General features: G+C 66.9%; 10 protein-coding genes. 3 read left to right on the forward strand and 7 right to left on the reverse strand.

What is annotated here, in order from left to right:
- Positions 1-24: 24 nt before the first annotated feature.
- From sucC to O3656_RS03015, 5 genes are all read right to left on the reverse strand, one after another.
- Positions 25-1,212: an ADP-forming succinate--CoA ligase subunit beta gene (sucC, locus tag O3656_RS02995; RefSeq protein WP_500062569.1), complete on the reverse strand. Its 1,188-nt coding sequence runs from the start codon at positions 1,210-1,212 to the stop codon at positions 25-27.
- Between the two features lie 2,288 nt (positions 1,213-3,500).
- On the reverse strand, positions 3,501-6,338 hold the full coding sequence (locus tag O3656_RS03000) for a UvrD-helicase domain-containing protein (protein WP_500062570.1): 2,838 nt from the start codon (positions 6,336-6,338) through the stop codon (positions 3,501-3,503).
- A gap of 139 nt (positions 6,339-6,477) precedes the next feature.
- Positions 6,478-7,968, reverse strand: a complete 1,491-nt coding sequence (locus tag O3656_RS03005; RefSeq protein WP_500062571.1) for a DUF1846 domain-containing protein — start codon at positions 7,966-7,968, stop codon at positions 6,478-6,480.
- Between the two features lie 133 nt (positions 7,969-8,101).
- Positions 8,102-8,752: a LuxR C-terminal-related transcriptional regulator gene (locus O3656_RS03010; RefSeq protein ID WP_500062572.1), complete on the reverse strand. Its 651-nt coding sequence runs from the start codon at positions 8,750-8,752 to the stop codon at positions 8,102-8,104.
- Positions 8,749-9,939 (reverse strand): ATP-binding protein, encoded by a 1,191-nt coding sequence (locus tag O3656_RS03015; protein WP_500062593.1) that lies wholly within the window; start codon positions 9,937-9,939, stop codon positions 8,749-8,751. The genes O3656_RS03010 and O3656_RS03015 overlap by 4 nt, the downstream gene beginning before the upstream one ends.
- 258 nt (positions 9,940-10,197) lie before the next feature.
- Here O3656_RS03015 and O3656_RS03020 point away from each other — a divergent pair, with 258 nt between their 5' ends.
- Positions 10,198-11,871, forward strand: a complete 1,674-nt coding sequence (locus O3656_RS03020; protein ID WP_500062573.1) for a PspC domain-containing protein — start codon at positions 10,198-10,200, stop codon at positions 11,869-11,871.
- A 15-nt stretch (positions 11,872-11,886) separates the two neighbouring features.
- Positions 11,887-12,615 (forward strand): hypothetical protein, encoded by a 729-nt coding sequence (locus tag O3656_RS03025; protein WP_500062574.1) that lies wholly within the window; start codon positions 11,887-11,889, stop codon positions 12,613-12,615.
- Between the two features lie 86 nt (positions 12,616-12,701).
- Here O3656_RS03025 and ptsP read toward each other — a convergent pair whose 3' ends face one another.
- Positions 12,702-14,384, reverse strand: a complete 1,683-nt coding sequence (gene ptsP / locus O3656_RS03030; protein ID WP_500062575.1) for a phosphoenolpyruvate--protein phosphotransferase — start codon at positions 14,382-14,384, stop codon at positions 12,702-12,704.
- Between the two features lie 4 nt (positions 14,385-14,388).
- Positions 14,389-14,655 (reverse strand): HPr family phosphocarrier protein, encoded by a 267-nt coding sequence (locus O3656_RS03035; RefSeq protein ID WP_500062576.1) that lies wholly within the window; start codon positions 14,653-14,655, stop codon positions 14,389-14,391.
- Positions 14,656-14,941: 286 nt separating this feature from the next.
- Here O3656_RS03035 and O3656_RS03040 point away from each other — a divergent pair, with 286 nt between their 5' ends.
- Positions 14,942-15,967: a LacI family DNA-binding transcriptional regulator gene (locus O3656_RS03040; protein WP_500062577.1), complete on the forward strand. Its 1,026-nt coding sequence runs from the start codon at positions 14,942-14,944 to the stop codon at positions 15,965-15,967.
- Positions 15,968-15,971 lie beyond the last annotated feature (4 nt).

Consider the following 15,971-nt stretch of genomic DNA (forward strand, 5'->3'; position numbering starts at 1 on the left):
GATTCTCCTGGAATTCTCGGGTCGTTACTTCGACGAGGCCTGGGCTGCGAGCTCGGCCGCACGCCGGGCCGCGCCGTCCATCGTCTCTTCCATGTGGACGAGCGGGTGCGCGGCCTCGGCAAGAATCGCACGACCCTCCTCGACCTTGTTGCCGTCGAGACGCACGACGAGCGGCTTCGAGGCCGCATCGCCCAGCGTCTCGAGCGCGCCGATGATGCCTCGGGCGACCTGATCGCACGCAGTGATGCCACCGAAGACGTTGACGAACACGGAACGAACCTGCTCGTCGCCGAGGATGATATCCAGGCCCTTGGCCATGACCTCGGCCGACGCGCCGCCGCCGATGTCGAGGAAGTTCGCGGGCTTCATGCCGCCGAACTCCTCACCGGCCATCGCGACCACGTCGAGCGTCGACATGACGAGGCCCGCGCCGTTACCGATGATGCCGACCTGGCCCTCCAGACGCACGTAGTTGAGACCAGCAGCCTTCGCTGCGGCCTCGCGCGGATCCTGCGCGGCTACGTCCACGAGCTCAGCGTGGCCCGGGTGACGGAAGCGCGCGTTGTCGTCGAGAGTCACCTTGCCGTCAACCGCCCACACGGAGCCGTCGGGGCTGGAAACCAGCGGGTTGACTTCGACCAGGGTCGCGTCCTCGTCGCGGTAGACGGTCCACAGGGTTTCGAGGACGGGGGCGATGGCCTCGGCCGTGGCCTCGTCAAAACCGGCTTCCTTCGCGATGCGTCGGGCAACCTCGGCGTCGATGCCGACAACCGGATCCAGCGGGACGCGGGCGAGCGCCTCAGGGCGTTCCTTGGCGAGGGTCTCAATATCCATGCCGCCCTCGCGCGAGCACATCGCCAGGTGGCGGCGGTTCGAGCGGTCCAGCAGGATCGAGAAATAGTATTCGGCGGCGATGTCCGCGCCGACAGCGATCATGACCTTCTTGACGATATGGCCCTTAATGTCGAGGCCGAGGATCGCCTCAGCCTTCTCGTAGGCCTCGTCGGCGGTGTGGGCGAGCTTGACGCCGCCAGCCTTGCCGCGGCCACCGGTCTTCACCTGAGCCTTGACAACCAGCAGCGACGCACCCTCCGCGAGCAGCTCGCGCGCGCCCTCGCGCGCCTCTTCGGGGGTCGACGCCAGGCGGTAGTCGAGCACGGGCACGCCGTGCTCCTTGAACATCTGCCGGGCCTGGTACTCGTAGAGATCCACCTTATTCCCTCCGTTGAACGTGGTGTGGTCAGCGCAATAATTCTACCGTGCAACCGGCACAAACGTGCCATTTCCTGACATTATGAAGGCTTGTCAACTCCTTGACCCGAGCGCACTGTTCCTTTGACGTTGCTTTGCGTTGCGAGGTGGGTTGCCCGGGTGTGGTCCGGGGTGTGGTCCGGGGTGTGTTCCGGGTGGGTTCCGGGTGGGTTCCGGGTGGGTTCCGGGCGTCGTGGGGTCGGGTTGTCGACCTCGTTGGGGCAGGTTCTCGACCTCGTTGGGGCAGGCAGGGCGTTCCCACTGCCCCACTGCCTCACATGCTCACTCCCACGGCGACGAGGCCAGCTCTCACGACGCGACTCGGCCTTATGCGGGTCCTACCAATTTGCACGTTAACCCGCTAATACGAGCCGGGTCCCTCTCATGCGCACGTTAACCCGCTAATACGAGCCTGGGCAGCCCCGCTCACGCTCTCAATAGCGGGTTTGCGTGCGATAGAGCGGGTTAACACTCGCAATAGCGGGTTCACGTGCGAGCACGCACACCATGCCAGACACCGTTGTGCCCACAACGCAGACCACTTCGCCACTAGCAGCCCGTTTTCAGTGTTTTTCACCGAGGTGGTCTGCGATTTGAGCGCCACACCACTGCAAACCACGGCCGCGCCGCTACCAAACGGGGGGAATTGCGCCATGCAAGGGTGCGACACGCTGGCGACACGCCGCCAGAGGGCTTCGCATGGCGCAAAACCCCCACCGCCACCAGTGTCGAGCGCGCTGCAGGGGCCGAGGGTCAGGCTGGGGCGCCGGTGGGTGGCGGAAGCCCGGCAACTGCACACACGGAAGGTGCCACGGCGAAACAAATCTCGCCCAACAAGAACCACGCCGCGCCGCTTCGGTACAAAACTCTCCCAGCACACCCCCTCGCACCGCATGTGCGGTACAAAACTCTCCCAGCACACCCCTTCCCACCGCATGTGCGGTACAAAACTCTCCCAGCACGAGCCGCACGGCCCCACTTCCGGTACAAAACTCTCCCAGCACACCCCTTCCCACCGCATGTGCGGTACAAAACTCTCCCAGCTCACCCGAAATGGCTCGATTTGGCGCTTTTTCTACATGCAGGGAGAGTTTTGTACCGTTGTCACCACCAAGAAGCTGCGCAGGGAGAATTTTGTACCGAACGGCAGAGTTGGGGCTCGCCAACAGCACACCAAGCCCCACCTGTGTGGAGGGCGGCGGCAGGGCCTGGTCCAGACAAATTTCGCATGCAATTCAAAAACACAAGTGACACAACGTCGCAGACCGATACGAACTAGCGCGATGCCGGAGGGGAATTGCATGCGAAATTGACAGGGCGACGTCGGGGCCCGGCTTCGATGGCGGTGGGCGGCGGCAGCGCCTGGTCCAGACAAATTTCGCACGTAATTTCCGACGGTCATTTTTTGAGACCGCCTAAAAACGTTGCAATTCCAACGGCACAAATTCAATATTTGAAGTAACCGCAGGGGAATTACGTGCGAAATTACTGAGCGGCGGGGCGAGTCGATCACAGTGCTGACGAGTAGAGGGACAGCCATAAGCTACACAGGTCCCACCGGTGTGGTGGACACCGACAGGGCATGGTCCAGACAAATTTCGCATGCAATTCAAAAACACAAGTGACACAGCGTCGCAGACCGATACGAACTAGCGCGATGCCGGAGGGGAATTGCATGCGAAATTGACAGGGCGGTGGCGGGGCCTGGCTGCAGTGCCAATGGATAACGGGACCCGGACACAGTATCCACAAACAACAGCAACACCCGGCCCAAGCAAATTTCGCATGCAATTCCCCCACGACACGAATCGATGCACGCTCAAAAACCGCAAAATATCAACGATTAGATTTCAATACTTGAAATACGCTCAGGGGAATTGCATGCGAAATTCAGAAATGCAGTCAGGACTCAGCACCATGCCACGACCAGCCCACAGGCATGGAGGGCGCCGGAGGGTCCGGAGGGCCTGGCTGCGGTGCCCGTGGGCGGTGGCAGGGCCTGGCCGGACAACGAGTCGACGCGCCGAGCGAAGCTCGCGGAGCGGACGGCTCGCGGGCGGGCCGCCGCCCACGGGTGCATCAAGCAGCCCGGCCCAGCAGGGCACACCAAGCAGCCCGGCCCCCTATCAAGGCTCAACAGGGCCCGAAAAACATGCGAGGCCACGGAGCAACACCACGCCCACGGGCGCACCAAGCAGCCCGGCCGACGAGACAGGCCACGCGGTGCCCGGAAAACCGGCAGCGAAACGCTACGAAATCTTTTCCATCGGCGCCATGCGCACAAGGAGGCGCTTCTCGCCCAGGCCGAAACGGATGCGAGCCACGGTGCGCGGCCCCTCACCTTCGATGCCGGTGACGGTGCCGGTGCCCAGGGTGGCGTGCTTGATGCGGTCACCGACCTTGAGGGCCAGGACAGGCTTGTCGTCGGCGGGCTTCGCGGCGGGTGCAACGCCCATGCGCGTCACCTTGCGAACACCCGCGGGCTGGGCGGAGGCACCGCCACGGCCGGAGCCGAAGGCACCCGTATCGGTGTCACCCCACGGGTCGCGCCCCTCGCGGCTGCGCGAACGCCCGTAGGAACCCGAGCCGTAGGAACCGGAACTATACGATCCGGACCCGTAGGATCCGCCGTAGGAGGCTCGCATGCGCTCCCCCGACGTGGCCGCGCGGCGTACGTCGAGTAGCTCGGCGGGGATGTCGTCGAGGAACCGTGAGGGCGGCATCTCCTGCGGCGTCCCCCAGGCGCTGCGCACGGCCGCGCGCGTCAGGTAGAGGCGTTCGCGCGCACGCGTGATCGCCACGTACGCCAGGCGGCGTTCCTCTTCCAGCTCGCTCTCGTCGCCGAGGCTGCGCTGGTGCGGGAAGGTGCCGTCCTCCATGCCGGTGACGAACACGACGGGGAATTCGAGGCCCTTCGCGGTGTGCACGGTCATGAGGGTAACCTGCCCGCCGCGCTCGCCCTCTGCGGGCACCTGGTCCGAGTCGGCCACGAGGGCGACGCGCTCGAGGAAGTCCGCGAGGGTTCCACCCGGAGCGTCCGCCGCGAAGGCTCCCGCGACCGAGTGCAGTTCCGCCAGGTTTTCCACGCGCGAGGCGTCCTGGGGGTCCTCGCTGCGGCGCAGCTCCGCCAGGTAGCCGGTGCGGTCCAGGACCTCTTCGAGGATGTCGGCCTGGGAGGCGCCGCGCGCCTCCGCGGCGCGCAGCGTTTCGATGAGTCCCCAGAAGGCCGCCGCCGACTTCGCGGCACGCGGGGTGATCCCCAGGACCTCGGGCGCGCTCTCAGAGGAGGATGACGAGGCCGGGGCAGCCACGCTCTCAGCCGCAGAACTGCTCTCACCAGCAGTCCCGCCCGCAACCGGAGCCTCCTCCGCCGCCCCACCCGAGGAAAGGGGAGCCGAAGAATCAGCCGAGGCCTCGTCCGCGGAAACGGGAGCGGCGAGCGCGTCGACGTCGATTCCCTCCCCCTCACCGGCCGGGCAGCCAGCGCGCAGCCACAGGTGGCGCAGCGCCGCGCCGAAGGAGATTCCGTAGTGGGCGGCGTGCGCGGCGATGGCCTCTTCGGCCTTCGCGCCGATGCCGCGCTTGGGGACGTTGAGGACGCGGCGGGCCGCGACCGTGTCGTCAGGGTTGGAGATGACCTGCAGGTACGCCAGCGCGTCCTTGATTTCGCGGCGCTCGTAGAAGCGGGTGCCGCCGACGACGCGGTACGGGATGCCCTGGCGCACGAGGAGTTCCTCGAGTGCGCGGGACTGCGCGTTCGTGCGGTAGAAGACCGCGATGTCACCCCATTCGACGCCGGAGTCCGCGAGGCGGTCGATCTCGCCGACGACGAAGCGGGCCTCGTCGTGCTCGGAATCGGCGGCGTCCAGGGTGATGAGCGCGCCGTCGCCCGAGGCCGTCCACAGGTTTTTCGCGCGGCGCCCCGTGTTGCGGGCGATGACCGCGTTCGCGGCAGACAGGATGTTCTGTGTGGAGCGGTAGTTCTGCTCGAGCAGGATCGTGCGAGCGCCCGTAAAGTCGCGCTCGAACTCCTCGATGTTGCGGATCGTGGCGCCTCGGAAGGCGTAAATCGACTGATCCGAGTCGCCCACGACCGTCAGCTCCGCGGGGGTCACCCCGTCGGATCCATCCCCCACGAGGGCGCGCACGAGGACGTACTGCGCGTGGTTCGTGTCCTGGTACTCGTCCACCAGGATGTGGCGGAAGCGCCGGTGGTAGTGCTCGGCGATCAGCGGGTTGTCGCGCAACAACTCGACCGTGCGCATGATGAGGTCGTCGAAGTCCAGCGCGTTCGAGGCGCGCATGCGCTTGTCGTACTCAACATAGGCGTCGGCAACGATGCGCGAGACCGGGTCCTTGCCCGCCGTTTCCGCGTAGCGCACCGGGCCGATCAGCTCGTTCTTCGCGTCCGAAATGCGCGCCGCCACCATCTTCGGGGTGAAGCGCTTAATGTCCACGTCCTGGGCTTTGAGGACCATCTGGATGAGGCGCTGGGAATCCTGGGCGTCATAGATCGTAAAAGACGAGGACAGGCCCGCCGCCTCGTGCTCGTAGCGCAGCAGGCGCACGCACGCCGAGTGGAAGGTCGACACCCACATGCGGCGCGCGTCGTCCCCGACGAGGGCGCCCGCACGCTCGCGCATCTCGGCGGCCGCCTTGTTCGTGAAGGTAATCGCCAGGATCTCCCCCGCCCGCGCGCGGCCCGTGGCCAGCAGGTAGGCGATGCGGTGCGTCAGCACGCGGGTCTTACCGGAGCCAGCACCCGCCAGGATCAGCAGCGGCGAGCCCGCGTGGGTGACGGCCTCGCGCTGGCGATCGTTGAGGCCGCGCGTCAGCGACTCCGGGTCCACGCTCGGACGCGAGGAGCGCTCCCAGCCGGACGAAAAACCACCCGAGGACGCGGGAGGCTCCCACGCCGACGGTGCACCCGACGCCCCGCCCGGCACGGCGATCTCCGGCCACGCGTCAGAACCCAAGGCGTCCTCCACATCAAAGGCGGGCACCTCCGGCGGCACGTAGTCGTCCTGAAAACCCCCGTCGGGGCCGATCAGGAAACCAAGGTCAGGCAAAGAAGTCGCGTCACTCATCGCCTCCAAGGGTAAACCGACCCACCCTCACCTGCGACCCCCGCCCCGGGTGGCGCCAACCACGAAAGGCGGCACACGACGAGGCCGGGGCCTCCCCGCGCTCGTAAGCGACAGACAAGCCCCGGCCTCGTCGAAGCGATTACTTCTTGCGGTACAGCGACTTCGTCGCGTACACCGGCTCGGTCGTCACCTGAATGCCGAGCGAGCGGAAGATGCCCTCGTCGACGGGACCCAGGATCACCGACTCGTGCACGTCGCAGTCGCGCAGCGAGCTGAGCTTATCCAGGGCGCGGCGCGCATTGTCGTCGCCGTTGGCGCTCACCGCGAGCGCGATGAGGACCTCGTCGGTGTGCAGGCGCGGGTTGCGCGAGCCCAGGTCGTGGGTCTTGAGGCGCTGGATCGGCTCGATGGACTGGGGAGCCAGCAGCTGGACCTCGTCGGGCAGCCCCGCGAGCTTCTTGAGGGCGTTGAGCAGCATCGCCGAGGAGCAGCCCAGCAGCGCCGACGTCTTGCCCGTGACGATCTGGCCGTCGGGCAGCTCGATCGCTGCGGCCGGCTCGCCCGTGGCCTCGGCCAGCTCAAGGGCGGGACGCACAACCGGGCGGTCCATGCGCCCCACACCCACGCGGCTCATCAGCAGGGAGATGCGCGCCGACTGCACGGGCTCGCTCATCTCCTTCTTCTCGGTGACGAGCGCCTTGTAGTAGCGGCGGATGATCTCCTGACGCGAGGCCTCCGCGCAGGCCTCGTCGTCCACGATGCAGTGGCCCGCCATGTTGACGCCCATGTCCGTGGGGCTCTTGTAGGGGGAGGAGCCGAGGATCTTCTCGAACAGGCGGTTCAGGACGGGGAAGATTTCCACGTCGCGGTTGTAGTTGACCGTCTTGATCCCGTACGCCTCCAGGTGGAAGGGATCGATCATGTTGACGTCGTCGAGGTCGGCCGTAGCCGCCTCGTAGGCAATGTTCACCGGGTGATCCAGCGCGATATTCCAGATCGGGAAGGTCTCCCACTTCGCATACCCAGACTCGATCCCGCGCTTGTGGTCATGGTAGAGCTGTGACAGGCAGGTCGCCATCTTGCCGGAGCCCGGGCCGGGGGCGGTCACGACGATCAGGTCGCGGGTGGTTTCCACGTACTCGTTCGCGCCGTAGCCCTCATCGGAGACGATGCGCTCGACGTCCGAGGGGTAGCCGGGGATCGGGAAGTGCCGGTAGACGCGGATGCCGAGCTTCTCGAAGCGTTCCTTGACCTCGGCGGCCGCCTTGTTGTCATCCGTCCACTGCGTGATGACGACGGACCCGACGTACAGGCCGCGCTCACGGAACTCGTCGATCTGACGCAGGACCTCGTCGTCGTATGTGGTGCCCATGTCGGCGCGCACCTTGCGGCGCGCGAAGTCCTTGGCGTTGACAGCGACGATGATCTCGACCTCGTCGGCCAGTTCGCGCAGCATGCGCACCTTGTTGTCGGGGGTAAAACCGGGCAGAACGCGCGAGGCGTGCATGTCGTCGATCAGCTTGCCGCCAAACTCGAGGTAGAGCTTGCCTCCGAATTCGCTGCGTCGCTGGGCGATGTGTCGAGACTGCATCTCGACGTACTGATCACTGTCAAAACCGATGCGGTGCATGCATCCTCCGAGGTCGCGGAAATAGAAGAGGCCGTCCGTGCGGGGCGGGCAGGCGCAGTCGCGCCCTCGGGGTTCCATTGTAAGGGCGGCGGCGTGCCACTTTACGGATGGCACGCACGAAAGGGGTCCGACCTCACACGATGTGTCGCTGCATCGCCCAACGCGTCAGCTCGTTGCGGTTGGAGAGCTGGAGCTTGCGCAGGACCGCGCTCACGTGGGTTTCCACAGTCTTAATGGAAATGAAGAGGTCGTGGGCGACTTCCTTGTAGGTGTAGCCGCGGGCGATGAGGCGCATGACTTCCTGTTCGCGCGCCGACAGCAGGTCCAGCTCGCTGTCGGTCGTGGAAACCTCACCGGTCCCGAAGGCATCCAGGACGAAGCCGGCCAGGCGCGGGCTGAAGGCGGCGTCCCCCGCGGCGACGCGTCCGATGGCCTCGACGAGGTCCGGGGTGGAGATCGACTTGGTGACGTACCCTCGGGCACCCGCACGGATGACCTGGACAACATCCTCGGCGGCGTCGGAGACGGACAGCGCGAGGAAGTGCAGGCCCTCAATGTCACGGCAGGAGCTGGCGACTTCGGCGCCGCCTCCGCCATTGCCACCGGGCAGGTGCACGTCGAGGAGGGCGACGTCCGGGGTGAGCGCGCGGCAGGCCGCGATGGCGCCTTCGACGTCGGAGGCGTCCCCGACGACCTCCAGGTCAGCCCCGGAATTTTCAAGCTCGGCGCGCACTCCTGCGCGCACCATGGGGTGGTCGTCGATAACGAGGATGCGGATGGTCACTGTGTCCTCCCGGTGGGCGCTGTTTCTTCCAGGATATCGGAGCGCGGCATGCTCAGAGCAATTTCGGTTCCGCGGGCGAGACGCCTGATCGTGGCGCTTCCCCCTGCTCGGCGCATACGCCCGACGATAGAGTCGCGCACGCCGTGACGGTCGGCGGCGATGGTGGCGGGGTCGAATCCTTCGCCGTTGTCCTTGACGAAGGCCTCGATGGCTCGAGGGCGCACTTCGACGTAGACGGAGACAGGCGGGGCGCCGTGACGCACGGCGTTTTGGCAGGCCTCGGCCAGAGCCGCGACGAGGGCAAGCTCACCGGGACCCGGGCGCATGTCGCCGACGACGACGACGCTGATCGGCACGCCGTAGCGGCTCTCGACGCCGACGACGGCCTCGGTGACGGCTGCTTCGAGGGAATCGGCGGCCTGGGCGTGTCCCGTGTAGAGCCACGCGCGCAGTTCGCGTTCCTCAGTGAGCGCGATGGCGCGGACGCGGGCCGGGTCCTCGGCGGAGGCGCGGATCAGAGTGAGGGCCTGGAGCACCGAGTCGTGCAGGTGAGCGGCAATGTCGGCGCGCTCGGCTTCTCGCACGCGCTGCGCCTGAGCCTGTGAGAGATCCTTCGTGGTGCGCAGCCACAGGGGCATGAAAGCGAAGAGGATACCCGCCACCAGGGCCGCCCCAATGAGACCGCCGCGCAGCAGGATGACGGGCGGGTTATCGCGCGAGGCGACCATCACCACGCCGAGGCTCAGCAGCACTATGCCGCCGAAGACAGCGCCGACGAAGCGCAATGACCGCCAGGAACTCACGTTGCGGCTCTGGCTCCACACGAGCGCAATGCCCGAAATAATCGAGACGATAGCTCCCATGTCGCGCCAGTCCAGAGTGCCCGTCGCGTTCAGGATCGTGCCGACGATCGCGGCCACGATCAGGGCCACGCCGACGACGATCAAGCGATTGCGCGACACCTGGGCGGCGCGTTCCTCACGCAGTCGGACGAGGCCGGGGCTGAGCGCGCCCTCCCCGCTTCGCTCCGGGGAATCCTCGGGGACCGTCACCCACAGCCACAGGTAGACGCCGATGCCGACGCCGAACGCGGCCAGGCAGACGAACAAGACACGCACGAGCGCGACCGGCAACCGCAGGTGCACGGCCAGACCCGAGCACACGCCACCCAGCCAGGGGGGCGGCATGTCCGGGCTCGAGGCGGTCGCGCGCACGAGCGGGGGCCCGCTGGGAGGCACCGGAATCGGCGGAGTCCACCCCGGACGGGGGGAGTTCACGGGTCTGCTCACGTTTCCATTGTGGCATGGCTCGGGGCAGTCCCCGGGATACCCCCAGCATAATCAGGGGTCATTCAGGGGGTCCCCTACTGTCGCGGTGCCCCCATTCTTTGGTTGAGTAGTGGTATCGATCCATGCCACGTGGATCCCATCGAGAGGAAGTGCATGATGAGTTGGTCGAACGGCACAACAGATCCGAGCGCTCAGTACCAGCAGCGCCCGCCCCGCAGCGGTTTCTTCGAGTCCATCCGAGGCTCCGGGTGGTACCGCGCGAAGCCCCGCGTTCTCGGAGGCGTCTGCTCGGGAATCTCCGCCCACCAGGGGTGGGACCTGTCGCTCGTGCGCGTCCTCGTGGTGGTCACTGCGTTCTTCATGCCGCTCGTTGTCCTCGCCTACGGGCTGGCCTGGCTGCTCCTGCCCGAGGCTGAGGACGGCCGTATTCACGTCGAGGAGGCTATCGAGGGGCGCTTCGACATCGCCGTCATCGGCGGCGCCCTGATGATTCTCGCCGCCCTGTCCTCGATGTTCTCCGATGTCGGCATCTTCGGCATCATGGGGATCGGCTGGTTCACGCTCATCATCGTGGCCCTCTCCTTCTCGGGCATCGCAGCCGCCATCGTGGGCCTGTCGCTCTCTCGCAACCGGAACGCGGGCCAGCAGCGCCCCTCCTACGGGGCGGCCCACTACGAGGCTCCACGAAACAACGCCCCGTCGGCTGCTCCCACCCCGAACGCGACGGGCGCCTCCGCCCCTTTTGCGGCGGCTTCCCCGGCCGCTGACGGCACGGGGGCACCGGATCCCGGCCTAAAGCCCGAGCAGGGACCCGCAGGTTTCCCCGCGTACGGCGTTCCGAGCGACTTCCAGTCCACCCCCACCGCCGCCAGCCCGCAAGCCGGACCGCGTCCGGCCGCCGCTACCACCTCCGCGCCCCACCCCGGCTGGACGCCTCCCGCGAGCGCGCCCACGCCTCGTCGATGGAACGTTCCGCCCACGCCGACGCATCGCCCCCGCACCGTTTCCGGTCGCGTGAACCTGGCAATCACGGGCCTGCTGGTGCTCATTACGGCTGCTGTTTTCGCCGGACTGTACTGGGCGGATAAGGGCCTGTCGATCCCCTTCATTACCGGCGAAACGGCCGATCAGACGATCGCCCGCATCATCACCATTGGTGGCGGCGTGTGCCTGCTTGTCGTCGGGCTCTCCCTGGCGGTTGCTGCCCTGCGCGACCGCAGCGCGGGATGGCTCACCGCCCTGTCGGTCATCGGCATCATCATGGCGTTTCCCACCGCGGCCATCGGCACCCAGGCCGCCCGCCCGACCGATTTCCACATCAACGTTCGCCCAGGAATCGTCGGCACTCAGACGACGCTCGACTGGACGGTCGACAAGGTCAGCGGAGGCAATCCGGCCGGCACGACGCTACTCGACCTGAGTGGAGCCCCCGTCGGCACCACGAAGACAATCATCGTCGACTGGCAGGCCTGGAGCAGGCTGACCATTCAGATGGCCGAGGGCCAGCCCGTGCAGATCATCTGTCAGTCCAGCATCGACGACCTGTCCACCAACATGGACGGCGACGGCTGGGCGTCCGCGCTGAACAACTGCGCGGGGGCGACCGCCACCTCCCCCTCCTGGGGAAAGCCCTCCCTCGGCGGCATCACGATCCTCATTACCGACGACGCGGACATCGACACGCTGACGATCGTGCAGTCCCCTGACGCCTCGGGCACCTGGGGTTCCACGCCGACCCAGACTCCGAGCGCCACGCCGTCCGCCACGCCCTCTACGGCCCCGAGCGCTACCCCATCACCCACCCCCACCGGCTCTCAGTCGGGTAACTGAGGAAGGAACACGACCATGACCACCTCGAGCGACGACCTCACCGCTGAACTGCCCGAATTCGACACAACGACACCGCTGCCGACGACCCCCGCGCCGATCGTCGGCGCTGGATCGGACGAGACCACGGAGCTTCCGACCTCTTCGCCGGATCTGTCCTCGGATCCGCTGGCAGTCTTCCGCGAAGCACCGACTGCCCAGATGCCCACCGATCCCTTTCGCTCAGACGCTGGGACTGCGAGCCCGGCGGGCGCATCGGGCACGCAGGGGCCGCATGCGCAGGCAGGCTCTCCTGCCGGCTCCGTAGGGGCGGGCGGGCGCACCGCCTTCGACCCGGCCTCCACGGGTGAGTCCATTCCCGCAGGGCACGAGGCCGGGGCACCCCATCGTCGTCAGGAGCCTCTGGGTGCGACCGGCGCGGCGCCGGGCCCGACCCCGGGCGTTCACGCCACGTGGAGCGCGCCGGCAGGCCCCGTCGATGTGCGCACGCTGCCCGAAGCACCGAGCAGGGGCGTGCGGGTCGGTTCCTTCGTGTGGGCGCTCCTTGTGTGCATGGTGGGGGTTTTCCTCATCGCCGAGGCCTACGTGACGAACTTCAACCTGCCGATCCTCGGGATCAGCTCGATCGCAGCGCTGGGTGTCATCTTGATTCTCACCGCGCTCTTCTCTGGACGCTCCAAGAAGAATTCTCAGAAGGGAGCCCCGTCGGCGACATCGAATCCGGCGGACGCGATCCGCAGGGATTGACGCGGCGTCGCAATACGCACAAACGGGGTGGGCCCGGGAACCGCTTGGTTCCCGGGCCCACCCCGCTATGCGTCAGAAGCGTCGAATCAGAGCAGATCCAGCATCGCCGGAGCCACCAGCTTCAGGACGTTGTCACGGCCTTCCTTCGCGTTGGGCGCATCCACCGCGTAGGCCGCCATCTGCTGGCAGGTCGCCAGGTCGTGCATACGCAGGGCAGCGCGCACGGCGTTGACCTTCGAGGGCGCCATCGACAGGGAGGCAACACCCAGGCCCGTGAGGACCAGGGCCAGCAGCGGGTCGCCGCCGGCCTCGCCACACACGCCGATCGGCTTGCCCGTCGCGCGACCACCGTTGCAGGCGGTGCGGATCATCTCGAGGACCGCGGGCTGCCACGGATCCAAGAGAGTCGCCAGGTTGCCGTCCAGACGGTCGGCAGCCATCGTGTACTGCGTCAGGTCGTTCGTGCCGATGGACGCGAAATCCACGATCGACAGGAGCTGCTCGGCACGCAGGGCGGCCGCGGGCACCTCGATCATGATGCCGACCTTGGGCAGGCCGTAGCCGCGCGCCTTGTCGGCGAACCACTTGGCCTCGTCAGCGGTCGAGACCATGGGGGCCATGACCCACAGCTCAGCACCCGTCGCCTTGTGAGCGGCGGCCAGCGCCTGCAGCTGCGTATCGATGAGGTCCTCGCGCACCTGGCACAAGCGCAGGCCGCGCACACCCAGGGCCGGGTTCTCCTCGGCACCCAGATCAGCGAAGCTCAGCGGCTTGTCCGCGCCCGCGTCGAGGGTACGCACGACCACGCGACGCGACCCGAAGGCCTGCAAGACCTTCGTGTAGGTGTCGGTCTGTTCCTCCAGCGTCGGGGCCTCCGAACGTTCCAGGAACAGGAACTCCGTGCGGAACAGGCCCGAACCCTCGAGGTCAAACTTCGAGGCCTTCATCGCGTCATCGACCGTGCCGATGTTGGCCAGGAGCTTGACGGGGTAGCCGTCGTAGGTCGCGCCCTTGCCGGTCGAGCCCGCCAGGGCGAGCGCGCGGCGACGCGAGCGTTCCTTGAGCAGGTCCACCTCGTTATCGGTGGGGGCGACGATCACCTCGCCGACGCCACCATCGAGGGCCAGCATCGTGCCTTCCTCGACAGCCATGATGCCCGCGGCCTTGACGATCGCGGGAATACCCAGCTGGGCAGCCAGGATCGCCGTGTGCGACGTGGGGCCGCCGACCTCGGTGATGATGCCGAGAACAGTGTCGGGGTCCAGCGTCGCGGTCTCGGCGGGAGCCAGATCGTGGGCCACGAGGACGACGGGGCCATCGAAAGCCGGGACGCCGGGCTCGGGCAGGCCACGCAGCTCGCAGATCGCGCGATCGCGCACGTCGTACAGGTCGGTCGCGCGCTCGGCCATGTAGCCGCCCAGGCCGCGCAGCATCTGCGCGTAGTCCTCAACCGCGTCATGGAGGGCCTGGGTGATACCCAGGCCCTTCTTCAGCTTCTTGTCAACGGCCTTGGCCAGGCCGCGGTCACCCGCGAGCTGGGCGGTGGCCTTCAGGATCGCCTTCGTCTCCTCCGGCGCATTCGCGGCGCGCTCTTTCAGGCGGGTGGAAACCGCAGCGAGCGCCTCGCGGACACGCGCGCCGTCGGCGGCAGCGTCAACGCTGCCCGGCTCCGTCGTGTCAACACCGGGGGCGGGCTGGACGATCGCCGCGGGGGCTGCTGCGGTACCGGCGGAGACGCCGATGCCGTGCAGGACGTCGTGCGTCGCCATCAGTTCACTCCTGGTCGAGGTCGCGCGAGAGCAGCTCGACGAGCGAGTCGAGCACCGCACCCGCGGAATCGTCCTCGGTGGACAGGGTGACGACGTCGCCGTGCTTGGCGCCCAGGGTCATGATTTCGAGGAGCGACGCAGCGTCAGCTTCCTCTCCACCCAGAGAGATGGTCACGTCGACGCCGGAGTCGTCAACGGCCTCGGCAAGAATGTTCGCAGGACGCGCGTGGAGGCCAACGGAGGAACCAATTGCAACGGTGCGGGAAATCATGGTTGTTCCTTTCAAGTGCGGGTATGTCCATCGTGAGACACAGGTGCCCGTAGTGCCCATGGTATCGGGCTGGCATACCCGCGCAAAACCCGATATCACGGACCGTGACATGGGATACATCACCCTCATAAATGCCGATAAACCACGGAATGAACGCCTCGCGCGCCCCCGCGTAACAACACCCTTTCGCGCCCCTCAGCCCCGGCCTCGCCGACGTGACGCACGGCTCCCTCCCAGGTCACCAACTACAATGGAGAAATACCGAGGGAAGGAAAGGAAACCCCGCATGAGTTCGCGCGAACCCACGCTGGCCGACGTCGCCGAGCTGGCCGGAGTGAGCCTGACGACCGTGTCGCGCGTCCTCAACAACCGCGGATACCTCTCGGAAAAGACGAAGCAGAACGTCGCCGACGCGATCAAAACGCTCGGATATCGCCCTAATTCCCTGGCGCGCGCCCTGCACGGCAAGCGCACGCAGACGGTCGGCCTCATCGTTCCGGCCGTGTCTCTCCCCTTCTTTGGCGAGCTGGCCGTCGAGGTCGAAAACGCCCTCGCCGACGCCGGATATCGCATCCTTATCTGCAATTCCATGGGTCGGGCGGACCGCGAGCGCGAATACCTGTCGCTCCTCGTGGGCAACCGCGTCGACGGAATCATCTCAGGCGCCCACAACGAAGGCCTGGGCGAATACGACACGATCCGTATGCCGCTGGTGACGATTGACCGCGAGCTGAGCCCGTCCATCCCGAACGTGCGCTGCGCGAACGAGGAGGCGGGAGCCATGGCAACGCGCGCGCTCATCGAGGGCGGATGCCGCCATCCCCTGCTGCTCACCTCACGTTCGGGTCCGCGCAACCTGCGCGAGGCAGGCTACCGCGCCGAGGTGACACGCGCCGGACTGACCCCGCGCGTGGTCACCGTGCCCTTCGATACGCCGACGCCGCAACGTTTCGCGATGGTGCGCGATGCCCTGGATGAGGCCCGCGCCTCCTCCCCCATCGACGGCGTTTTCGCGACCGACGACCTGGCAGCCGCCGAGGTCCTCGAGTGGGCGCGCACGCGCGAGCTGTCTGTCCCCACGGATCTATCCGTCATCGGCTTCGATGGCACGGAGACGATGCGCCGCGCTCTGCCCCACCTTGCAACAATCCGCCAACCCATCGCCGCGATCGCACAGGAGGCGGTGTCGATCCTCCTCGATCAGATCGAGGGCAAGGCGCCGCGTCCCTCATCCGACGAGGCCGGGGCACCCCACGCCCAGACGGTCGAGTTCCCGGGGACGCTGATTCCGGGGCGCTCGATCAACGTCTGAGTGC

Source organism: Pauljensenia sp. 27098_8_83 (assembly GCF_041432695.1).
GTDB lineage: Bacteria > Actinomycetota > Actinomycetes > Actinomycetales > Actinomycetaceae > Pauljensenia.